Here is a 24,204-nt window from a genome sequence, read left to right on the forward strand (position 1 = left end):
TTGAACTACAGTTGTTCAAACTGTAAGCAATCAAATGTAATAGGCTTAATCAAAAATAAGCTAATTTTTGTACATTTTATTGCTGTAAATACGTCACTAACAGATGATGTTGTCATCAACTAGTGTTATACTCCGCGCGAAAAATTTTAATTAATTAGAGTAAAGAAATGGCTGATTTATCTAAGTACAGAAATATCGGTATTTTTGCCCACGTAGATGCGGGTAAAACGACTACAACAGAACGTATCCTTAAGCTTACTGGTAAAATCCACAAAACTGGTGAAGTTCACGATGGTGAATCTACAACTGACTTCATGGAACAGGAAGCTGAGCGTGGTATTACAATCCAGTCAGCAGCTGTAACGTGTGAGTGGAAAGGTCACCGTTTAAACGTAATCGATACTCCTGGACACGTTGACTTCACAGTTGAAGTATATCGTTCACTTAAAGTTCTTGATGGTGGTATCGGTGTATTCTGTGGTTCTGGTGGTGTTGAGCCGCAATCAGAAACTAACTGGCGTTATGCGAACGAGTCAGAAGTTGCTCGTTGTATCTTCGTAAACAAACTAGACCGTATGGGTGCTGACTTCTACCGCGTAGTAGATCAAGTAACAAATGTTCTTGGTGCAAACCCACTAGTTATGACATTACCAATCGGTATCGAAGATGATTTCGTTGGTGTTGTAGACGTACTAGAGAAAAAAGCATACGTTTGGGATGACTCAGGTCTTCCTGAAAACTATGAAGTACAAGACGTTCCTGCAGACATGGTTGACAAAGTTGAAGAATACCATGAGATGCTAATCGAAACTGCTGTTGAGCAAGACGATGACCTAATGGAAGCGTACATGGAAGGTGAAATCCCTTCAATGGAACAAATTAAAGCATGTATCCGTAAAGGTACACGTGATCTAGCGTTCTTCCCAACTTACTGTGGTTCTGCATTCAAAAACAAGGGTGTTCAATTAGTTCTTGACGCTGTTGTTGATTACCTTCCAGCACCAACTGAAGTTGACCCTCAGCCACTAACTGATCCTGAAACAGGTGAGCCAACTGGTGAAGTTGCAACTGTTGACGCTGAAGAGCCGTTAAAAGCGCTAGCGTTCAAAATCATGGATGACCGTTTCGGTGCACTTACATTCATCCGTATCTACTCAGGTCGCATGAAGAAAGGTGATACAGTACTTAACTCAGCAACGGGTAAAACAGAACGTATCGGCCGTATGGTAGAGATGCAAGCTGACGACCGTAACGAAATCACTGAAGCACAAGCGGGTGACATCATTGCAGTTGTAGGTATGAAGAACGTTCAAACAGGTCACACGCTATGTGATCCTAAGCACGAATGTACTCTTGAAGCGATGATCTTCCCTGATCCGGTAATCTCAATCGCTGTTGCACCTAAAGATAAAGGTGGTAACGAGAAGATGGGTATCGCTATCGGTAAGATGGTTGCAGAAGATCCGTCATTCCAGGTTGAAACTGACGAAGATTCAGGTGAAACAATCCTTAAAGGTATGGGTGAATTACACCTAGACATCAAGGTTGATATCCTTAAGCGTACTTACGGTGTAGACCTTGTTGTTGGTCAGCCTCAGGTTGCTTACCGTGAAACTATCACGCAAGAAATCGAAGACAGCTACACGCACAAGAAGCAATCAGGTGGTTCTGGTCAGTTCGGTAAGATCGACTACCGCATCAAGCCAGGCGAGCAAAACTCAGGCTTCACTTTCTCATCTTCAGTAGTTGGTGGTAACGTTCCTAAGGAATTCTGGCCAGCAGTTGAGAAAGGCTTCGCATCTATGATGGAAGAAGGTGTTCTTGCAGGCTTCCCAGTACTAGACGTTGAAGTTGAGCTATTCGACGGTGCTTTCCACGCAGTTGACTCATCAGCAATCGCGTTCGAAATCGCAGCGAAAGGTGCATTCCGTCAGTCAATTCCAAAAGCAGGTCCTCAACTTCTTGAGCCAATCATGAAAGTTGATGTGTTCACACCAGAAGACAACGTAGGTGACGTAATCGGTGACCTTAACCGTCGTCGTGGTATGATCAAAGACCAAGAAGCTGGCGCAATGGGCGTTCGCATCAAGGGTGACGTACCGCTTTCAGAAATGTTCGGTTACATTGGTCACCTTCGTACAATTACTTCAGGTCGTGGTCAGTTCTCAATGGAGTTCTCACACTACTCTGCATGTCCAGCAAACGTTGCTGAGACAGTAATTGCTGAACAAAAAGAAAAGAATAAGTAATTAAACTTTTCTAAGTTCTAAAAACCCAGCTTTTGCTGGGTTTTTTATTGACTAAATTTTAAAAACCTAAAACTGAAATACTGCAAAGTTAAGATAATTGAGCAGTGAGCATCTTTTACCCTTGTTTTAAAAGATTTGGTCAGTATAATGGGCTTCCACTTTGCAGGGGCGTAGTTCCAATTGGTAGAACAGCGGTCTCCAAAACCGACGGTTACGGGTTCGAGTCCTGTCGCCCCTGCCACTTTAATTCGAAGTCTAAACCTGATAATTTGTTTTTTTGATTGCTAAGTAAATTATAAAGTTTGGATTTTATGGATTAACCCTGTCTTAGTGACGGGGTTGTTGTGTCTGGTATTAAGGTAAATTAATTATGAGCGCGAATGTAGAAGCTCCATCAAGCTCAATGGATGCATTAAAATGGATTGTTTCAATTGCACTGCTTGCAGGCGCAGTTGTTGGCAATTATATGTTTGAAGACCAATCTGTACTATTGCGTGCAATTGGTGTAGTGATTGCAATTGCTGCAGGCCTTGGTGTTGCAGCGTTAACGAGTAAAGGTCAAGAATTTATCGCCTTTGCTAAAGAAGCGAAGTTAGAAGTGCGTAAAGTGGTGTGGCCAACACGCCAAGAAACGGTTCAAACTACTTTTATCGTGATGATTGCTACAGTAATCACAGCGCTAATCCTGTGGGGTTTAGACGGCGCATTATTTAGAATTGTTGGCTTTTTAACTGGATTGGAGATCTGATCCCATGGCGGATGAGAACAAAGAAAAGAAACTACGCTGGTACGTAGTACAAGCATTTTCTGGTTTTGAGAAACGTGTTGCTCAAACAATTATTGAGCATATTAAAATCCAAGGTCTTGAAGACAGTTTTGGTGAAGTTTTAGTTCCTACTGAAGAAGTAGTTGAAATGAAATCAGGCCAAAAACGTCGTTCAGAGCGTAAATTTTTCCCAGGCTATGTACTGGTTGAAATGGACATGAATGATGCAAGTTGGCACTTAGTTAACAGCACACCTCGTGTAATGGGCTTTATTGGTGGTACATCAGATCGCCCTGCGCCAATCAGCAAAAAAGAAGCTGATCGTATTCTGAATCGTTTACAAGAAAACGCAGATGCACCTAAGCCGGCTACGTTATTTGAGCCAGGTGAAGTGGTACGTGTTACTGATGGTCCATTTGCTGACTTTAACGGTGTTGTTGAAGAGGTCGACTACGACCGTAGCCGTTTGAAGGTATCAGTACTTATCTTTGGTCGTTCTACACCAGTAGAATTAGAATTTGGTCAGGTTGAAGCTGATAAATAATTCTTAAAAGATCATATTGAAAAAGGCCGCTGGTTAATCTATAATCAGCGGCCTTTTGTTATCTGGTGATAGCAAAAGATAGAATTTTTTAATTTGGGAAGCCGCTTGAGTACGTGTCCTCGCACGCACAAGGCTAAGACCCACTTATGAGGTTATTAAAATGGCAAAGAAAGTTGAAGCTCTAATCAAGCTACAAGTTGCTGCTGGTATGGCTAACCCTAGTCCTCCAGTAGGTCCTGCACTAGGTCAACACGGTGTAAACATCATGGAATTCTGTAAAGCGTTCAACGCACGTACAGAGTCTATCGAGAAAGGTGCACCGGTTCCTGTAATCATTTCTGTTTACAACGACCGTTCATTCACTTTTGATATGAAAACACCACCTGCTTCTTACCTTCTTAAGAAGGCTGCAGGTATCAAGTCTGGTTCTGGCCGTCCTAACACTGAGAAAGTTGGTACTGTAACACGTGCACAACTTGAAGAGATCGTTGAGACTAAACGTCCTGACCTTACTGCTGCTGATATGGATGCAGCTGTACGCACGATTGCAGGTTCTGCACGTGCAATGGGCTTGAATGTAGAAGGGTAATTGAGAATGGCTAAATTAACTAAGCGTATGCGCGTAATCCGCGAAAAAGTTGACGTAACTAAAGAGTACGAAATCAACGAAGCTGTTGCTCTTCTTAAAGAACTAGCTACTGCTAAATTCACTGAAAGTGTTGACGTTGCTGTAAACCTTGGCATCGACGCTCGTAAATCAGACCAAAACGTACGTGGTGCAACTGTACTACCACACGGTACTGGTCGTGAAGTACGCGTTGCTGTATTCACTCAAGGTGCAAATGCAGATGCTGCTAAAGAAGCTGGTGCTGATTTAGTTGGTATGGACGACCTTGCTGAGCAGGTTAAGAAAGGCGAAATGAACTTTGACGTTGTTGTTGCTTCTCCAGATGCAATGCGCGTTGTTGGTCAACTAGGTCAAATCCTAGGTCCACGTGGTCTTATGCCTAACCCTAAAACTGGTACTGTAACGCCTAACGTTGCAGAAGCAGTTAAAAACGCTAAAGCTGGTCAGGTTCGTTACCGCAACGACAAGAACGGTATTATCCACACTACTATCGGTAAAGTAGATTTTGATGCAAACCAACTTCAAGAAAACCTTGAAGCGTTAATCATCGCTCTTAAGAAGGCTAAGCCTTCACAAGCGAAAGGTACTTTCCTTAAGAAAGTAAGCATCTCTACTACTATGGGTGCTGGTGTTGCTGTAGACCAAGCTTCTCTGAATACTCAAGTAGTATAATTTAGAGAATGGCGTTTACATGGCGCAAAAATTACACTATAATTTTGCGCCATTTTGTTGAGTTAATAACTTAACAATAGAACCAAATTCGGGTTGGAGTCTATAATTTCGCGCTTGTTTCAAGCAAAAGCGATAAATTAGGCTTTCGTCCAAGACCGTAGGTGCAAGCCACTTGGTAAGCTTAATTTCCTACGTAGACGGTGTGAATCCCCAGCAAGATTTTTCCTAATCTTCTGGCTCTCGCCGTAAAAAGCACTTCTAATCTTAATTTTGATTAGAAGATGAGTAAACAGGGGCTTGTCCCCATAGAACCAGGAGTAACACCCATGGCGTTAAATCTTCAAGACAAAAAAGCAATTGTTGCTGAAGTTAACGAAGCTGCCAAAGGTGCTCTTTCTGCAGTTGTTGCAGATTCTCGTGGTGTAACTGTAGATGCTATCACTGCCCTTCGTAAAGAAGCTCGTGAAGCAGGCGTTTGGATGAAGGTTGTTCGTAACACTTTAGCTAAACGTGCTGTTGAAGGTACTGATTATGAGTGTCTAAATGAGTCACTAGTTGGCCCTAGCTTAATTGCTTTCTCTTCTGAGCACCCAGGTGCTGCAGCGCGTATCTTTAAAGATTTCGCGAAGAAGAATGAAAACTTTGAAGTTAAAACGGCGGCTTTTGAAGGTAACGTTGTAGACGCAGATATGCTTGCTACACTACCTACATACGACGAAGCAGTTGCACGCTTAATGAGCGCTATGAAAGAAGCGTCTGCTGGTAAATTGTGTAAAACAATTGAAGCAGTACGTGTACAGAAAGCTGAGCAAGCTGCTTAATTTTAAGCTGTTTTTTGTTCTTTTTCGGTGTAAAGTATTTTTTGAACCCTTAATGGTTCGTAATTATTAGGAAATTTGAAATGTCTGTATCTAAAGACCAAATCCTTGACGCTATTGCTGAAATGTCAGTAATGGAAGTTGTTGAACTAGTTGAAGCTATGGAAGAGAAGTTCGGCGTAACTGCAGCTGCTGCTGTTGTTGCTGCTGGTCCTGCTGAAGCTGCTGAAGAAAAGACTGAGTTCGACGTAATCTTAGCTGCTGCTGGCGGTAACAAAGTTGCTGCAATCAAAGCTGTACGTGGCGCAACTGGTCTTGGCCTTAAAGAAGCTAAGGCGCTTGTTGAGTCTGCTCCTGCACCAATCAAAGAAGGTGTATCTAAGGAAGAAGCTGAAGCACTTAAGAAAGATCTTGAAGAAGCTGGTGCTGAAGTTGAGATCAAGTAATCTAGCTTATGCTAGATTAGCTGCCTGACCAAAAATCAGGCAAGGGCTGGTGAATTTTTATTCACCGGCCTTTTTGCGCTGTAGAGCTCCGGCTTTGCAGTCGCACAATAATTAGCTAAGTTGTTTAATTATTAGTTTTGCAACCAACTGATTTTTAATGTTTTTAGCTAATTAAAAAATTGGTGTTGCAGTATTGGCCACAGTGCCAAGTTAGTCTGTTCATTATTATGAGCAGTTGGGTCAAAAGTCAGCAAGCTGAGGAACCCCATGGCTTACTCTTATTCTGAAAAGAAACGTATCCGTAAGGATTTTGGTAAACGTCCACAAGTGTTGGATGTGCCGTTTCTACTGTCTACGCAGTTAGAATCCTTTAAAAAATTCTTAAGTCCGGACGCAGAAGGCAATCACGGCCTTGAAGCAGCATTCCGTTCTGTTTTCCCGATCAAAAGTTACTCGGGAAATTCTGAGCTACAATACGTAAGTTATCGTATTGGTGAGCCAGTATTTGATGTTAAAGAGTGTCAAATCCGCGGTGTGACTTATTCTGCACCATTACGCGTTAAGCTTCGCTTAGTGCTAATGGACAAGGAAGCACCAGGCACAGTAAAAGACATTAAAGAACAAGAAGTATATATGGGCGAAATTCCGCTCATGACCGATACTGGTACTTTTGTGATCAATGGTACTGAGCGTGTAATCGTTTCTCAGCTACATCGTTCACCAGGTGTATTCTTCGATAATGACCGTGGTAAAACACACTCGTCGGGTAAAGTTTTATACAATGCACGCGTTATTCCTTACCGTGGTTCATGGTTAGACTTCGAATTCGATCCAAAAGATAACCTTTTCGTTCGTATCGACCGTCGTCGTAAGTTACCAGCGTCAATTATTTTACGTGCGTTAGAATTCTCTACAGAAGAAATTCTAGCAATGTTCTTCGAAACAACGACTTTCGAAGTAGCAGACGGTAAAGTATTAATGGAACTTGTTCCATCACGTTTACGTGGTGAAACTGCGATCTTTGATATTAAAGATCCTTCTGGTGATGTGATTGTTGAATCAGGCCGTCGTATTACGGCGCGTCACATCAAACAACTAGAAAAGAACAACGTTACTCAGCTAGAAGTTCCTCACGAATACATCATTGATCGTGTTGTAGCTAAAAACTATATCAACGAAGATACAGGTGAAATCATTGCTGAAGCAAATGCTGAGCTTTCACTTGAGTTAATGGCTGAACTTGTTAAAGCGGGCTTTAACAAAATTGAAACACTGTATATCAACGAAGTTGATAGCGGTGCGTACATGTCTGAAACTGTACGTGTTGACCCGACAAACGATCGTTTAGAAGCACTTGTTGAAATCTATCGCATGATGCGTCCAGGTGAGCCACCAACGCGTGATGCAGCAGAAGCATTATTCGACAACTTATTCTTCTCTGAAGAGCGTTACGACCTATCACAAGTTGGTCGTATGAAGTTCAACAGCCGTGTTGGCCACGAAGAAGGTTATGGTGCAGGTACACTAAGTAAAGAAGACATCGTTGCAGTTATGAAGGTTCTTATCGACATTCGTAACGGTAAAGGTGAGGTTGATGATATTGACCACTTAGGTAACCGTCGTATCCGTTCAGTTGGTGAAATGGCTGAAAACCAATTCCGTGTTGGTTTAGTACGTGTTGAGCGTGCAGTTCGTGAGCGTTTAAGCTTAGGTGACCTTGATGCAGTAATGCCACAAGATCTAATCAATGCTAAGCCTATTTCTGCAGCGGTTAAAGAATTCTTCGGTTCATCGCAGTTATCTCAATTTATGGACCAAAACAACCCGCTTTCAGAAGTAACGCATAAGCGTCGTATCTCTGCATTAGGTCCGGGTGGTCTAACGCGTGAGCGCGCAGGCTTCGAAGTACGTGACGTTCACGTAACTCACTACGGTCGTGTATGTCCAATCGAAACGCCTGAAGGTCCGAACATCGGTCTAATCAACTCGCTTTCAACGTACGCACGCACTAACGATTATGGTTTCCTAGAAACACCATATCGTAAAGTAATTGACGGCGTTGTAACTGACGAAGTTGATTACCTATCTGCAATCGAAGAAGGCCAGTTTGTAATTGCACAGGCAAACGCAAACCTAACTGAAGAAAACCGTTTTGTTGATGAGCAAATTCCATGTCGTCACAAAGGTGAATCAACCTTTATGCCTAGCGACAGCATTCAATATATGGATGTATCGCCACAACAGGTTATCTCAGTTGCAGCAGCACTTATCCCATTCCTAGAACACGATGATGCGAACCGTGCACTAATGGGATCGAACATGCAACGTCAAGCAGTACCAACATTACGCGCTGATAAGCCGTTAGTAGGTACAGGTATCGAGCGTACACTTGCGAAAGACTCTGGTGTAACAATCGTTGCTAAGCGTGGCGGTGTGGTTGATTACGCTGATGCGAGCCGTATCGTTGTAAACGTAAATGAAGATGAGCGCGTTCCAGGTGAAGCGGGTATCGACATTTATAACCTAACTAAGTACACACGTTCTAACCAGAACACATGTATCAACCAAAAACCAACGTGTATGGTTGGTGAGCCGGTTGTTCGTGGCGACGTACTTGCAGATGGTCCTTCGACAGACCTAGGTGACTTAGCACTAGGTCAGAACCTTCGCGTGGCATTCATGCCATGGAATGGTTACAACTTCGAGGATTCAATCTTACTTTCAGAGCGCGTAGTTCAAGAAGATCGCCTAACTACGATTCATATTCAAGAACTTCAGTGTATCGCGCGTGATACCAAGTTAGGTCCAGAAGAAATCACTGCTGATATTCCTAACGTAGGTGAATCTGCACTTGGCAAACTTGATGAATCAGGTGTTGTTTACATCGGTGCTGAAGTTAAAGGCGGTGACATCTTAGTAGGTAAAGTAACGCCTAAAGGTGAAACGCAGCTAACTCCTGAAGAAAAGCTACTACGTGCTATCTTCGGTGAAAAAGCGTCTGACGTTAAAGACAGCTCACTACGCGTACCAAACTCAGTTTCAGGTACGGTAATCGATGTTCAAGTATTTACTCGCGATGGTGTTGAAAAAGACAAGCGCGCACTTGAAATCGAAGAGATGCAAGTTCGTGAAGCGAAGAAAGACTTCAACGAAGAGTTCAAGATCCTTGAAGAAGGTATCTTAAGTCGTGCACGCAAGCTACTTGTAGCTGCTGGTGCTGACGAAGCATCTCTAGCAGGTCTTGCTGCAGACAAGCTACTAACACAAAGCCTAGCTGACGAAGCACAACAAGGTGAGTTAGAGCAACTAGCTGAACAGTATGACGAATTAAAAGCTGATTACGATAAGCGCTTTGAAACTAAGCGTCGTAAGATCACTCAAGGTGATGATTTAGCACCAGGTGTTCTTAAGATTGTTAAAGTTTACCTTGCGGTTAAACGTCGTATTCAACCGGGTGATAAGATGGCTGGTCGTCACGGTAACAAGGGTGTTATCTCGACAATCGTACCAGTAGAAGATATGCCTTACGATGACCGTGGTCGTACCGTAGATATCGTTCTTAACCCGCTAGGTGTACCATCACGTATGAACATCGGTCAGATCTTAGAAACACACATGGGTCTGGCTGCACGTGGTATCGGTGAACGTCTAGAAGACATGATGAAAGAACAGCGTGAACTTCACGAATTACGTGAATTCATTGCTAAAGCTTACGCATTAGGTGACTGTCGTCAGAAAGTTGATATTGCAAGCTTCTCTGATGATGAAATCCGTCGCTTAGCTGAAAACCTAAAAGGCGGTTTACCAATCGCAACTCCAGCGTTTGACGGTGCAAAAGAAAGTGAAATCAAAGAGCTACTTGAGCTAGGTGGATACCCTTCAAGTGGTCAGGTAACACTTTATGACGGTCGTACTGGTGATGAGTTTGAGCGTAAAGTAACTGTAGGTTACATGTACATGCTGAAACTAAACCACTTAGTAGATGACAAGATGCACGCTCGTTCGACTGGTTCTTACAGCTTAGTAACTCAGCAGCCACTTGGTGGTAAAGCTCAGTTCGGTGGTCAGCGTTTCGGTGAGATGGAAGTATGGGCACTAGAAGCATACGGTGCTGCTTACACACTACAAGAAATGCTTACTGTTAAGTCGGATGATGTTAACGGTCGTACTAAGATGTATAAGAACATCGTAGACGGAAACCACAAGATGGAACCTGGTATGCCAGAATCGTTCAACGTATTGTTGAAAGAGATCCGCTCACTAGGTATCAACATCGAGCTGGAAGAAGAATAAGCCGATTCGGCGCTTCTCTAATAAAGAGTTAAGCGCCTTTCGCGAACGAATAGCTGGGGTGGCTAAAATGGACCGCCCCCAAGATTAACCTCCTTTAGGAGAGCTAAGGTGAAAGACTTACTTAAGTTTCTGAAGCAACAAAACAAGACCGAAGAGTTTGATGCGATCCGCATCGGTCTAGCTTCGCCAGATATGGTACGTTCATGGTCATTCGGTGAAGTAAAGAAACCTGAGACAATCAACTACCGTACTTTCAAGCCTGAGCGCGACGGCTTATTCTGTGCTCGTATTTTCGGCCCAGTAAAAGACTATGAGTGTTTATGTGGTAAATATAAGCGCTTAAAGCACCGTGGTGTTATTTGTGAAAAGTGTGGCGTAGAAGTTACATTAACTAAGGTTCGTCGTGACCGTATGGGTCATATCGAGCTAGCTAGCCCTGTAGCGCACATTTGGTTCCTTAAATCATTACCGTCTCGTATCGGCTTAATGTTAGACATGACATTACGTGATATCGAACGTGTACTTTACTTCGAATCATTCGTAGTAACAGAGCCAGGTATGACAACGCTTGAGCGTGGTCAGCTATTAGGTGAAGAAGAATACCTAGATGCATTAGAAGAACACGGTGACGAGTTCGAAGCTAAGATGGGTGCAGAAGCTGTACTTGATTTACTTCGTGACCTAGACCTTGGTCAGCTAATTGCAGAAATGCGCGAAGAGTTACCAACAATTAACTCTGAAACTAAGCGTAAGAAGATCACTAAGCGTCTTAAGCTGATGGAATCATTCCACCAATCAGGTAACAACCCTGAGTGGATGATCATGACTGTATTACCAGTTCTTCCACCAGATCTACGTCCACTAGTACCACTAGATGGCGGTCGTTTTGCTACATCTGATCTGAACGATTTATACCGTCGTGTAATCAACCGTAACAACCGTCTGAAGCGTCTTTTAGACTTAGCTGCACCAGACATTATCGTACGCAACGAAAAGCGTATGTTACAAGAAGCGGTAGATGCACTACTTGATAACGGTCGTCGCGGTCGTGCGATCACAGGTTCTAACAAGCGTCCACTTAAGTCGCTTGCAGACATGATCAAAGGTAAGCAAGGTCGTTTCCGTCAAAACCTTCTTGGTAAGCGTGTTGACTACTCAGGTCGTTCTGTAATCACTGTAGGTCCTACACTGAAACTACACCAGTGTGGTCTTCCTAAGAAAATGGCACTCGAGCTATTCAAGCCATTTATCTACGGTAAATTAGAGCGCCGCGGTATGGCGACTACTATCAAAGCTGCGAAGAAGATGGTAGAGCGTGAAGTACCGGAAGTTTGGGATATCCTTGATGAAGTAATTCGTGAGCACCCGGTTCTACTTAACCGTGCACCTACACTTCACCGTCTTGGTATCCAGGCGTTTGAACCAGTATTAATCGAAGGTAAAGCGATTCACCTACACCCATTAGTGTGTGCGGCATATAACGCTGACTTCGATGGTGACCAAATGGCGGTACACGTACCGTTAACATTAGAAGCACAGCTAGAAGCACGTGCACTAATGATGTCAACCAACAACATTCTTTCACCAGCGAACGGTGAGCCAATCATCGTACCCTCACAGGACGTTGTATTAGGTCTTTACTACATGACGCGTGATCGCATCAATGCGAACGGTGAAGGTTTAGTATTCAAAGACGCGAAAGAAGCTGAGAAAGCATACCGCACAGGTGTTGCTGACTTACATGCACGCGTTAAAGTTCGTTTAACTGAAACGGTTATCAGCGAAGAAGGCGACAAGAGCGAAATTACACACCTAGTTGAAACAACAGTAGGTCGTGCGATTTTCTCACTTATCATGCCTGAAGGCTTACCATTTGAGCTTGTTAACAAGGCAATGGGTAAGAAGCAGATTTCAGGTCTTCTTAACGAGTGTTACCGTCGTCTAGGTCTAAAAGACACTGTAGTGTTTGCTGACCAAGTAATGTACACAGGTTTCCACTACGCGATGAAGTCGGGTGTTTCTATCGGTATTAACGATATGGAAATCCCACCAGTTAAAGCTGAAATCATCGACGCTGCTGAAGCAGAAGTTAACGAAATCAACCAACAGTTCCAGTCAGGTCTTGTAACTGCGGGTGAAAAGTACAACAAAGTTATCGATATCTGGTCACGTGTAAATGAAAACTTGTCACGTGAAATGATGGCAAACTTATCAAAAGATACTGTAATCAACGCTGAAGGTGTTGAGGAAGAGCAAGACTCATTCAACTCAGTATTTATGATGGCCGACTCAGGTGCACGTGGTAGCGCCGCTCAGATCCGTCAGTTAGCGGGTATGCGTGGTCTAATGGCACGTCCAGATGGTTCAATCATCGAAACACCAATCACGGCGAACTTCCGTGAAGGTCTAAACGTACTACAGTACTTCATCTCGACGCACGGTGCGCGTAAAGGTCTTGCCGATACAGCACTTAAGACAGCGAACTCGGGTTACCTAACGCGTCGTCTAGTAGACGTTGCACAAGACTTAGTAATCAACGAGCAAGACTGTGGTACTGAAGATGGTCTAACAATGAAGCCGCTAATTGAAGGTGGTGACGTTGTTGAGCCGCTACGCGAGCGTGTATTAGGTCGTGTAGTTGCTGAAGACGTATTAAAACCAGGTACTGAAGAAGTACTTGTTGAGCGTAACGTAATGCTTGACGAAAAACTGTGTGACCTTCTAGAAGAGAACTCAGTGGACGAAGTACGCGTACGTTCAGTTATCACATGTGATAACGACTTCGGTGTATGTGCTAACTGTTACGGTCGTGACCTTGCACGTGGTCACCTAATCAACCCAGGTGAATCAGTAGGTGTTATCGCAGCTCAATCAATCGGTGAGCCGGGTACTCAGCTTACGATGCGTACCTTCCACATCGGTGGTGCGGCATCTCGAGCGTCTGCAGAGAACAGTGTACAAGTTAAGAACAACGGTAGCTTAAAGCTGCATAACGCAAAATACGTTCTTAATTCAGACGGCAAGATTGTAATCACATCTCGTTCAACTGAAATCACAGTTATCGATGAGCACGGTCGTGAGAAAGAGCGTTATAAAGTACCTTACGGTGCGGTTCTTTCAGTTCAAGATGGTGCTGAAGTTGCTGGTAACGATATCGTTGCGACATGGGATCCGCATAGTCACCCAATTATTGTTGAACACGAATCAAAAGTTCAGTTCAGCGACATTGATGACTCAAACGTAGAGTCGCAAACAGACGAACTAACTGGTCTTACGCGTATGGTTGTTAAAGACCTAGCGAAAGTTAACGCGAAAGAGCCTAAGTTAATCATCGAAAATGATGAGCGCGGTCTTCAAGAAATCCGTATTCCTTCATTCACTACTATTGAAGTGACTGATGGTTCAACGGTTGCGGCTGGTGCAGTATTAGCGCGTATCCCGCAAGAAGGTTCGAAGACTCGTGATATCACCGGTGGTCTACCTCGAGTTGCTGACTTATTTGAAGCGCGTAAGCCGAAAGATCCAGCAATTCTTGCAGAAATCACAGGTACTGTTAGTTTCGGTAAAGAAACTAAAGGTAAGAAACGCTTAGTTATTACACCAGAGCAAGGTGATGCATACGAAGAGATGATTCCGAAATGGCGTCAGCTTAACGTATTCGAAGGTGAATCAGTATCGAAAGGTGAAGTTATCGCCGACGGTCCAGAGTCACCACACGATATCCTTCGCCTACGTGGTGTAACTGATGTTGCTAACTACATCGTAAACGAAGTACAAGAAGTATACCGTTTACAGGGTGTAAAAATTAACGATAAGCACATCGAAACTATCATTCGTCAGATGATCCGTAAGTGCATCATCCTAGACGGTGGTGATACAGAATTCCTAGCAGGTGAACAAGTTGAAGTGGCGCGCGTAAATATCGCAAACCGTGATCTTGAAGAGCAAGGTAAGATCCCAGCTAAATATGAAATTCAGCTAATGGGTATTACTAAAGCATCACTTGCGACAGAATCATTCATTTCTGCAGCATCATTCCAGGAGACAACTCGTGTTCTTACTGATGCAGCTGTAAATGGTAAGAGCGATGAATTACGTGGTCTGAAAGAAAACGTAATTGTAGGTCGCTTGATTCCGGCGGGTACTGGTTTTGCCTACCACCAAGACCGTATCAATCGTCGCAAACAAGGTGAAAGTGTTGAAGAGCAAACAGTAAGTGTTGATGAAGCATCACAAGCACTAACTGATGCGCTTAATGCTGGCATCGAAGGCGAGCAAGAATAACCTTTATCGTCAATCTGCATGTATAGCCTAAATTTTGGGCTATATGTGCGGTTTATGTTGACAGGTTAAACTTTGCTCATTAAAATTCCGCCACCCTTTTGCTCAGTAGAGTAAAAGGGCGGATTTTTTTCAGTAGTTTAGTTTAATTATTAGGAGCTATTTAATGGCAACTATCAACCAGCTAGTGCGTAAGCCACGTCGCAGCAAGGTTAAATCAAATAACTCAGCTGCGCTTAAGGCTTGTCCTCAAAAGCGTGGCGTATGTACTCGTGTATATACAACAACACCTAAGAAACCAAACTCAGCTCTACGTAAAGTAGCGCGTGTTCGTTTAACGAACGGTTTCGAAGTAACTTCATACATCGGTGGTGAAGGTCACAACCTTCAAGAGCACAGTGTAATTCTTATCCGTGGTGGTCGTGTTAAAGACTTACCAGGTGTACGTTTCCACACTGTTCGCGGTGCACTTGACTGTGCAGGCGTTAACGACCGTCGTCAAGGTCGTTCTAAGTACGGTGCTAAGCGCCCTAAGGGCTAATGGTTCTCCGTTAGTAAGGCCAAGCACTTAAATTTGTAATTAATATTGTTTTGGGGATTCGCTGAAGTAAAGCGGACCTGAAGAAATCGGAGAGATTAAAATGCCTAGAAGACGCGTAATAGGTCAACGTAAAATTCTTCCAGATCCGAAGTTCGGATCAGAGCTTCTTGCTAAATTCGTTAACGTAGTAATGTTAGACGGTAAGAAGTCAACTGCTGAAAAAATCGTATATGGTGCGCTAGACGTGGCTGCTGAGAAATCAGGCAAGTCGCACCTAGAAATCTTCGAATCGGCACTTGAAAATGTTCGCCCACAGGTAGAGGTTAAATCTCGCCGTGTTGGTGGTTCAACATACCAAGTACCAGTAGAAGTACGCCCAGTTCGTCGCAACGCATTAGGTATGCGTTGGTTAGTTGAAGCAGCTCGTAAGCGTGGTGAAAAATCAATGGGCTTACGTCTTGCACAAGAAATGATTGATGCTGCTGAAAACAAAGGCACTGCGGTTAAGAAACGTGAAGACGTTCACCGTATGGCTGAAGCGAACAAGGCATTCGCTCACTACCGTTGGTAGTAAGCTCTTAAGTTTTAAGAGGATATTATGGCACGTACAACTCCAATTGAGCGTTATCGCAATATCGGTATTTGTGCCCACGTAGATGCGGGTAAAACCACCACTACAGAACGTGTTCTTTTCTATACCGGTCTTAGTCATAAGATCGGTGAAGTTCACGACGGTGCCGCAACTATGGACTGGATGGAGCAGGAGCAAGAGCGTGGTATCACGATCACTTCTGCTGCAACCACGTGTTTCTGGAAAGGGATGGACGCTCAGTTCGAAGACCACCGTATCAATATTATTGATACGCCAGGACACGTAGACTTCACTATCGAAGTAGAGCGTTCTTTACGCGTACTTGATGGTGCGGTTGTAGTACTTTGTGCTTCATCTGGTGTCCAGCCACAAACGGAAACGGTGTGGCGACAAGCAAATAAATATGAAGTACCACGCATGATCTTTGTTAATAAGATGGACCGCGTAGGTGCTGACTTCTTGATGGTAGTTGAGCAGGTTAAGAGCCGTTTAGGCGCTGTACCTGTACCAATCCAACTTGCTATCGGTGCTGAAGACGACTTCAAAGGAGTCGTTGATCTTATCAAGATGAAAGCAATTAACTGGTCTGAAGAAGATCAGGGTATGAGCTTCACTTACGAAGAGATTCCTGCTGACCTTCAAGACCTTGCTGAAGAATGGCGTGCTCATTTAGTTGAGTCTGCTGCTGAAGCAAACGAAGAGTTAATGGAAAAGTACCTAGAAGATGGTGAATTAACGGAAGAAGAAATCAAAGCAGCAATTCGTCAACGTACGCTTGCGAACGAAATCGTTCCAATGGCCTGTGGTTCTGCATTTAAGAACAAAGGTGTTCAAGCGGTACTTGATGCTGTGATTGAATTCATGCCGTCACCAACTGAAGTTAAGCAAATCCAAGGTGTTTTAGACGACGGTGAGACAGAAGAAGAACGTCCTGCTGATGATAACGCACCATTTGCGGCGCTTGCATTTAAGATTGCAACCGACCCATTTGTTGGAACGCTAACTTTCTTCCGCGTTTACTCAGGTGTTGTAGCCACTGGTGATACAGTTTACAACCCAGTTAAAGCTAAACGTGAGCGTTTTGGTCGTATTGTGCAAATGCACTCAAATGACCGTCAAGAGATTAAAGAAGTTCGCGCTGGCGACATCGCGGCAGCAATTGGTCTGAAAGATGTAACAACAGGTGACACACTGTGTTCACTTGATTCGCACATTACACTTGAGCGCATGGAATTCCCTGAGCCAGTAATTTCAGTAGCGGTAGAACCGCGTACCAAAGCTGACCAAGAAAAAATGGGTATTGCACTAGGTAAACTAGCTGCAGAAGATCCATCTTTCCGTGTCGAAACAGATGAAGAATCAGGCCAGACCATCATTTCAGGAATGGGTGAACTTCACTTAGATATTATCGTTGATCGTATGAAACGTGAATTCAGCGTTGAATGTAACGTTGGTAAACCTCAGGTTGCGTATCGTGAAGCTATCCGCTCAACTGTTGAAGTTGAAGGGAAGTTTGTACGTCAGTCTGGTGGTCGCGGACAATATGGTCACGTTTGGCTGAAACTTGAGCCAATGGACTTTACAGAAGAAGATGCTGAAAACTTCGAATTCGTTAACGAAATCGTTGGAGGCGTTGTTCCAAAAGAGTACATTCCTGCGGTAGAAAAAGGTGTCGCTGAGCAAATGCAAAATGGTGTATTAGCTGGCTTCCCTGTATTAGGCGTTAGAGCGACGTTATATGATGGTTCATTCCATGATGTAGACTCGAATGAAATGGCGTTTAAGATCGCAGGTTCTATGGCATTCAAGAAAGGTGCGCTTGAAGCGAACCCAGCCTTATTAGAACCAGTTATGAAGGTTGAAGTCATCACTCCAGAAGAAAATATGGGTGATGTTGTAGGCGACTTAAACCGTCGTCGCGGTATGATCGAAGGCATGGACGAAGCGCCAGGTGGTCTTAAGCAAGTTAACGCACAAGTGCCGCTTGCTGAGATGTTCGGTTATGCAACAGACCTTCGTTCTGCTACGCAAGGTCGTGCTTCGTACTCGATGGAATTCCTCAAGTACGCTGAAGCATCATCAAATGTAGCGGAAGCAATTATTGCAGCTCGCGCTGTTAAGTAATTTTAGTTCGGTCCGATTCATGTGGGATCGGACTTTAATTTCTTTATAGGAATTTAAGAAAATGGCAAAAGAAAAGTTTGAACGTTCGAAACCGCACGTAAACGTAGGTACAATCGGCCACGTTGACCACGGTAAAACAACTCTAACTGCAGCAATCACTAACGTACTTGCAAAAGTATACGGTGGTGAAGCGAAAGACTTCTCAGCAATCGATAACGCTCCAGAAGAGCGTGAGCGTGGTATCACAATCTCAACTTCACACGTTGAGTACGATACTCCGACTCGTCACTACGCACACGTAGACTGTCCAGGACACGCGGATTATGTTAAAAACATGATCACTGGTGCTGCACAGATGGACGGCGCGATCCTAGTAGTAGCTGCGACTGATGGCCCAATGCCACAGACTCGTGAGCACATCCTACTTTCACGTCAGGTTGGTGTACCTTACATCGTTGTATTCATGAACAAATGTGACATGGTTGACGACGAAGAACTACTAGAACTAGTAGAGATGGAAGTTCGTGAACTTCTTTCTGAGTACGACTTCCCAGGTGACGACCTACCTCTAATCCAAGGTTCAGCGCTTAAAGCGTTAGAAGGCGAGAAAGAGTGGGAAGACAAGATCGTTGAGCTTGCAGAAGCACTAGATTCATACATCCCAGAGCCAGAGCGTGACATCGATAAGCCATTCCTAATGCCTATCGAAGACGTATTCTCAATCCAAGGCCGTGGTACAGTAGTAACAGGTCGTGTTGAGCGCGGTATCATCAACGTGAATGACGAAGTAGAAATCGTAGGTATTAAAGAAACTACAACTACTACTTGTACGGGTGTTGAAATGTTCCGTAAGCTTCTAGACGAAGGTCGTGCAGGTGAGAACATTGGTGCACTTCTACGTGGTACTAAGCGTGACGAAGTTGAGCGTGGTCAGGTTCTATGTAAGCCTGGTTCAATCACTCCTCACACGAAGTTCACTTCAGAAGTATACGTACTTTCTAAAGACGAAGGTGGTCGTCACACGCCATTCTTCAAAGGCTACCGTCCACAGTTCTACTTCCGTACAACTGACGTAACTGGTGATATCCAATTACCAGATGGCGTAGAAATGGTAATGCCAGGTGACAACATCAAGATGACTGTTGAGCTAATCGTTCCAATCGCGATGGACGAAGGTCTACGTTTCGCGATCCGTGAAGGTGGCCGTACAGTAGGTGCTGGTGTTGTTGCAACTATCGAAGACTAATTCTTGATAGTTAATGCATAAGCATTGAAAAACCCGAGTTTAGGCTCGGGTTTTTTTATGTGTAAATATTTTCTATATCCAAATTTTGCCAATCTATTATTTAAACTAAATCAAAGCTATCAGCATGATGAAGGTGTTGATTTGGCATATAACGTGACACAAATTGATCGGGGTAAATTACCTTATCAAGCTATAAAGTAAGATGATCTAAAAAAGAACATCAACTACATAAAAGTGAATCAATTGCTATTAAGAAGGTCGGAAGTTTAATCAAGTCTTCGATATTTCTTATTGATATTCAAAACTAAAAATTACTGGCTCCTTGTTTTTACTGCCAAGCGTAACTAACCAAATGGTAAGAAATTAAAGTTTGCTTTTTGTGCTATGTTTAATCAGTAAATGATTGAAGAAAGGACTGATTAAATGGCGGGTACAATAAAAACATTGTTGCAGAATAAGCCAATAGCATTTGTTTTTATTGTTGTCATTTATTTTCTTTTAGGCTTAATTGGCACTTTTTTTCGAATCGAACCGGGCTTTGCTAGTGCTGTTTGGCCTGCTGCTGGTGCAGCCGTAGCCTTAGTACTTTATTTTGGTCGGGCTGTGACGCTACCGTTATTCATCGGTGCATTAGGCGCTAACTTATATAGCTCCGGTGTCAGCCTCGAATTAATCACTATTTCTGATTTACTATGGAATGCTGTTCGTGCTTGTGGAGCTGTACTACAAGCTTTGCTCAGTTACTATCTATTAAAAAAGTTTTGCGATCTTCCACTTAACTTTAATTCCGCAGGCCCACTCTTAAAAGTTCTCACGCTTACTAGTCCTGTGGCATGCCTTGTATCAGCGTCAATTGGCGTTTTAAGTTTATATCTCCAAGGTATTATTCCAATAGATATTGTCGACTTTGTTTGGTTTACTTGGTGGGTTGGGGATAGTGTTGGTGTGTTATTCTTTTTCCCCTTATTCGCTATATTATTCTCTGCACACTATATTAAGCCTATTAAAAATAGCAAAATAGTCGCTTTTGTCAGTGTTGTACTATTAACCTCTGTTTGTTTGACATTTACCTACTCCAAAGATATTTATAAGCGAAACCTTGCGATTAAATTTTCAGAGATTACTGAAAAAAAAATTTATGAGCTTGAAATTTTAAAACGACAAATCGAAAACAACTTATTCGCCCTTGCCACAATATTTCGCAGTGGCATTTCACCAACTATTGATGAGTTTCAATTAATTGCAGCATCTTTAAATGATGGAGTAATTCCATACCGTGCAATTGCCTGGCTAGATGTCTTAGATGTAGAAGAAAAAGAACTTTGGCTTACTAAGCAATCACAAAGAGGGTTAACCAACGCAAAGATAAAAATCATTGACGAAAGCCGGTTACACTCAAAAATATTTCCAATAGGACTTACAGCACCTTATGCAAATAACAGCTTGGCCATAGGTATCGATTTGGCTAGTCATCCTGTTGCAGGTGATACCGTTTTTGATGCTATCGAAGCACAAGGCATTCGGGCTACTCCGCCTATCCGGTTGGCTCAGCAATCTGATAAAGAAACAGGTAATGTGATTTACTATCCTGTTTTTAGTGACCATGATAATCAATTAATAGGTATAGCAGAGATAGTGATAGAGGTTGATAAATCACTAGAACGTTTACTGCTAAATACGAAGGCAAGTGAGTCATATAACTTCACTATATTTGACTTAAATTTAAAGAGTAGTGCGTATGCTACTGGGGTGGTGCAAAATCATAACTCTAATCATCAACTGCATTTTTCTGAATCTTATGAAATAGAGTGGTTTGGTAGAAAATGGTCGGTTACTTTTGAGAGTACTGATAGTTTTGAAAATACCAAAAAAGATTGGCTAAGTTGGTTAACTTTAATTGTAGGCTTTATTATTGCTGCGCTCGGAATTGCATTCACATTAATTCTTGCTGGGTTTAATGATCAACTCAAACATCAAGTTAAAAGCAAAACCACTCAATTAGCAGCAGTAATAGACAAACTCGAAAAAGCAGATCAAGTCAAAAATGAATTTATAGCCAACATGAGCCATGAAATTCGAACTCCACTAAATGTGGTACTCACCACGTTACAACTATTGAAACAATCTAAACAAGAGATAAAGGAAAAAGAACTCATTGATAGTGCACTTTCCTCTGGCCGAACGTTGCTGACAATAATCAATGACATTCTCGATATATCGAAACTGGAGGCCGGCAAACTTGAAATTGAAAACACTGAATTTGATCTTAGCAAATTAATTCAGGATACAATTAACGAACAAGCGACTATTGCAGAAAGCAAAGGATTAGATCTTGTAGTAGGCTCGATGCAAACTATTTCAGGTGTCTGGTATGGCGACCCAACACGTATAAAACAAATATTAATCAATTTAATCAGTAATTCAGTTAAGTTTACAGATTCAGGCAAGGTAGAAGTGTTAGCGAGCAAGTATAAGCGTGGCTTGTTGCTTGAAGTAACAGATACTGGAATTGGCATGACAGAACAGCAAACAGAGAAGTTGTTTGAACGATTTGTGCAGGCTGACAGTTCGACAACAAGGCGTTTTGGTGGAACAGGGTTAGGACTTGCGATTGTCTCACAGTTAATTTATCTCATGAAAGGCAACATCGAGGTCTCGAGTGAATTAGAAAAAGGATCAAAATTCACGGTTAAGCTACCTTTAAAGCACAGCCCCACAAAGAAAATAGAACAGCCTGTTGATAAAGAATTAAATATGCCAGATCTTTCGGGTAAAACAATCTTGTTAGCGGAAGACAATAAAGTGAATCAAATGGTCTTTAAAGCGATCACAGCACCTTCAAATGCGAACTTATTGATTGCAGAAAACGGAAAGGAAGCAATTACATTACTTGAAAAAAATCGACCTGAAATCATTTTTATGGATATTCAAATGCCAATTATGGATGGTGAACAGGCATGTATGTTAATCCGTGAAACAAATAAACAAATTCCTATAATTGCATTAACTGCAAATGTTCTAGAGAAAGATGTGGCTCGATATTTAGAAGAAGGTTTTGATTCACATCTTGCTAAGCCAATCGAATTAAATAAATTAATAAAAGTGCTATGTGATTCTCTAACATAAGTTGAGAATCACGAGTTAGACTGGTTCAATGTTAATCACTATTTCGTTCGCAAGGTAAATCACTGAGGTATTCTACAAATTCAACTTCGAACCCATTAGGGTCAATAAAATAAGCATTTTTTCGAAACGGATGGACACTTCCTTTATCAACTTTAAAACCCGCTAGTTGCATCCGTGTAATTAATGAATCTAAGTTCTTTACGACATAAGCAAAGTGAGCCAATCCAATTTGGTGCCCAGACAGTAGTCTATTAGCCCCCTCACCATGATCACTGAAGGCAATATAATGATAGTCATCACCAAAGTGCAGCCATTTTCTTGGTTTACCATTCCATTCACCTGCGCCCTCCGCGCGAATATACCAATGTGGAAACGCTGCTTGGTAAAAAGTTAGAGACATTTTAAGGTCAGCGACAACGAGATTAACGTGTTCTAAAAACATAGTATTTCCTTATTTCAGCGCAGAAGTAGAGATAAACAAAGAATGACAGTTGATGCATTTTAAATATTGAGTAAATGAGTACATAAAATAAGTCCTTTCATAAGTAAGAGATTAGACTATAAAAGCTCAAGTTAACTTGAGGTAAAGCATTGTTTTTATTTTTTTGAAATTATTTTTGTGTGATGATTGCGCTATCACTTAATGAATGAGGTAAATAAGTGGAAGTAATTGCAGTAGAACAAGCGAATATGAGAGTTTATTTAAACTTATTACAAGGGTATGAGGCTGAGTTTTCAGCAATCACAGGTAAGCTACCAAATTTAATGGGTCTATTCGACTTAGACACTGAACTCGTTGATAACGTGTCAGGATTAATTTGTTATGTTGAAAATAGGCCTGTAGGAATAGCTGCAATAAAGCAGCATGCAACTACAAGTTTTGAAATAGCAGAGTTTTATGTTGTTCCAAGTGTTAGAGAAAAAGGAATTGGTCGTAAGTTTGCCAGCTGGATTTGGCAACACTACCAAGGTGATTGGAAAATAAAACAAATAGATGGTGCTGTAAAAGCCACTCGATTTTGGCGAAAAGCTATAGAAAGTTATACAGATACTTATACAGAAAGTATTATTCAAGACAATTACTGGGGTGAAGTAACCCAGCAAACATTTAATTCAGCAGAGTAAAAACACTTTTATCTAGACAAACAGCCCTAAATTGATGATAAAAGTGTCACTTTTGCATGGTTTTGTACGTATTTCGCCCAAACGATCTAAAAAACTAAAAAAAGTTTGAAATAGGGGTTGATCCAAATTCGGATCTCTCTATAATGCGCCTCCACCAACACGGGGAACGACGCAGCATAGCAGCGAATCACGAGTTGGGTAAGTCAAGTAAAACTGAGTTTTGAAAGTTTCTTAAAAACATAAGAAAAATAATCAAAATTAAGTGTTGACAAAAAATTAGGAAAGCGTAACATACGCAGCCCTAACAGCGACGAAGCGTCGCGGCAAACGCAAGGTTGTTTGCACTGTTCTTTAAAAATTTAAGCAATCATCTGTGTGGGCACTCGTACAGATTAAGTTCTAACATACGCTTTTAAAGCGTAACAAAATTTAGACTTAATTGAACTGAGTGACCAACGGAATAAAGAAATTTATTCAGCACAGTCAATTCGATATCTTTTGATATCAAAATCAGAATTCATTGAGTCGGACTTATGTCCAAAAACACTTTTAATTGAAGAGTTTGATCATGGCTCAGATTGAACGCTGGCGGCAGGCCTAACACATGCAAGTCGAGCGGTAACATTTCTAGCTTGCTAGAAGATGACGAGCGGCGGACGGGTGAGTAATGCTTGGGAACATGCCTTTAGGTGGGGGACAACCATTGGAAACGATGGCTAATACCGCATAATGTCTACGGACCAAAGGGGGCTT

General features: G+C 42.4%; 16 protein-coding genes, 1 tRNA gene and 1 rRNA gene (1 of these 18 only partly in view). 17 read left to right on the forward strand and 1 reads right to left on the reverse strand.

Going from position 1 to position 24,204, the window contains the following annotated elements:
* Positions 1–167 precede the first annotated feature (167 nt).
* From fusA (OM33_RS03835) to OM33_RS03905, 15 genes are all read left to right on the forward strand, one after another.
* Positions 168–2,249 carry an elongation factor G gene (gene fusA, locus OM33_RS03835; RefSeq protein WP_038638964.1) on the forward strand — a complete coding sequence of 694 codons (2,082 nt, stop codon included), beginning with the start codon at positions 168–170 and terminating at the stop codon, positions 2,247–2,249.
* A gap of 164 nt (positions 2,250–2,413) precedes the next feature.
* Positions 2,414–2,490 (forward strand) — tRNA-Trp (locus tag OM33_RS03840).
* 129 nt (positions 2,491–2,619) lie between these two features.
* A complete protein-coding gene (gene secE / locus OM33_RS03845) occupies positions 2,620–2,997 on the forward strand; it encodes a preprotein translocase subunit SecE (protein WP_038638967.1) in 378 nt (125 codons plus the stop codon).
* A gap of 4 nt (positions 2,998–3,001) precedes the next feature.
* A complete protein-coding gene (nusG, locus tag OM33_RS03850) occupies positions 3,002–3,559 on the forward strand; it encodes a transcription termination/antitermination protein NusG (RefSeq protein ID WP_038638970.1) in 558 nt (185 codons plus the stop codon).
* 160 nt (positions 3,560–3,719) lie between these two features.
* Complete coding sequence (gene rplK / locus OM33_RS03855; RefSeq protein ID WP_010387320.1) at positions 3,720–4,148, forward strand: 50S ribosomal protein L11; 429 nt, start codon at positions 3,720–3,722, stop codon at positions 4,146–4,148.
* A gap of 6 nt (positions 4,149–4,154) precedes the next feature.
* Complete coding sequence (gene rplA / locus OM33_RS03860; RefSeq protein ID WP_038638975.1) at positions 4,155–4,859, forward strand: 50S ribosomal protein L1; 705 nt, start codon at positions 4,155–4,157, stop codon at positions 4,857–4,859.
* Between the two features lie 326 nt (positions 4,860–5,185).
* Entirely contained in the window at positions 5,186–5,680 is a 495-nt protein-coding gene (gene rplJ / locus OM33_RS03865; protein WP_010562296.1) for a 50S ribosomal protein L10, read from the forward strand.
* A gap of 80 nt (positions 5,681–5,760) precedes the next feature.
* Complete coding sequence (rplL, locus tag OM33_RS03870; RefSeq protein ID WP_010562297.1) at positions 5,761–6,123, forward strand: 50S ribosomal protein L7/L12; 363 nt, start codon at positions 5,761–5,763, stop codon at positions 6,121–6,123.
* A 267-nt stretch (positions 6,124–6,390) separates the two neighbouring features.
* Positions 6,391–10,416 carry a DNA-directed RNA polymerase subunit beta gene (gene rpoB / locus OM33_RS03875; RefSeq protein ID WP_038638979.1) on the forward strand — a complete coding sequence of 1,342 codons (4,026 nt, stop codon included), beginning with the start codon at positions 6,391–6,393 and terminating at the stop codon, positions 10,414–10,416.
* 108 nt (positions 10,417–10,524) lie between these two features.
* The gene (rpoC, locus tag OM33_RS03880) at positions 10,525–14,700 is read left to right on the forward strand and encodes a DNA-directed RNA polymerase subunit beta' (protein WP_038638981.1); all 4,176 of its coding nucleotides are present in this window, start codon (positions 10,525–10,527) and stop codon (positions 14,698–14,700) included.
* A gap of 163 nt (positions 14,701–14,863) precedes the next feature.
* The gene (gene rpsL, locus OM33_RS03885; protein WP_010562300.1) at positions 14,864–15,238 is read left to right on the forward strand and encodes a 30S ribosomal protein S12; all 375 of its coding nucleotides are present in this window, start codon (positions 14,864–14,866) and stop codon (positions 15,236–15,238) included.
* Positions 15,239–15,338: 100 nt separating this feature from the next.
* Positions 15,339–15,809: a 30S ribosomal protein S7 gene (gene rpsG, locus OM33_RS03890; protein WP_010562301.1), complete on the forward strand. Its 471-nt coding sequence runs from the start codon at positions 15,339–15,341 to the stop codon at positions 15,807–15,809.
* 27 nt (positions 15,810–15,836) lie between these two features.
* A complete protein-coding gene (gene fusA, locus OM33_RS03895; RefSeq protein WP_038638983.1) occupies positions 15,837–17,954 on the forward strand; it encodes an elongation factor G in 2,118 nt (705 codons plus the stop codon).
* A gap of 61 nt (positions 17,955–18,015) precedes the next feature.
* Entirely contained in the window at positions 18,016–19,200 is a 1,185-nt protein-coding gene (gene tuf, locus OM33_RS03900; RefSeq protein ID WP_038638961.1) for an elongation factor Tu, read from the forward strand.
* A 423-nt stretch (positions 19,201–19,623) separates the two neighbouring features.
* A complete protein-coding gene (locus OM33_RS03905) occupies positions 19,624–22,326 on the forward strand; it encodes an ATP-binding protein (protein ID WP_038638986.1) in 2,703 nt (900 codons plus the stop codon).
* A 31-nt stretch (positions 22,327–22,357) separates the two neighbouring features.
* Here the strand turns inward: OM33_RS03905 and OM33_RS03910 are convergent, their stop codons facing one another.
* On the reverse strand, positions 22,358–22,768 hold the full coding sequence (locus OM33_RS03910) for a VOC family protein (RefSeq protein ID WP_038638989.1): 411 nt from the start codon (positions 22,766–22,768) through the stop codon (positions 22,358–22,360).
* A gap of 218 nt (positions 22,769–22,986) precedes the next feature.
* Between OM33_RS03910 and OM33_RS03915 the strand changes: the two genes are divergently transcribed.
* Positions 22,987–23,451, forward strand: a complete 465-nt coding sequence (locus OM33_RS03915) for a GNAT family N-acetyltransferase (protein ID WP_038638992.1) — start codon at positions 22,987–22,989, stop codon at positions 23,449–23,451.
* Between the two features lie 550 nt (positions 23,452–24,001).
* A 16S ribosomal RNA gene (locus OM33_RS03920) occupies positions 24,002–24,204 on the forward strand (it continues 1,330 nt past the right edge of the window).

Origin of the sequence: Pseudoalteromonas piratica (assembly GCF_000788395.1) — a bacterium.
In the GTDB taxonomy this organism is placed as follows: Bacteria; Pseudomonadota; Gammaproteobacteria; order Enterobacterales; family Alteromonadaceae; genus Pseudoalteromonas; species Pseudoalteromonas piratica.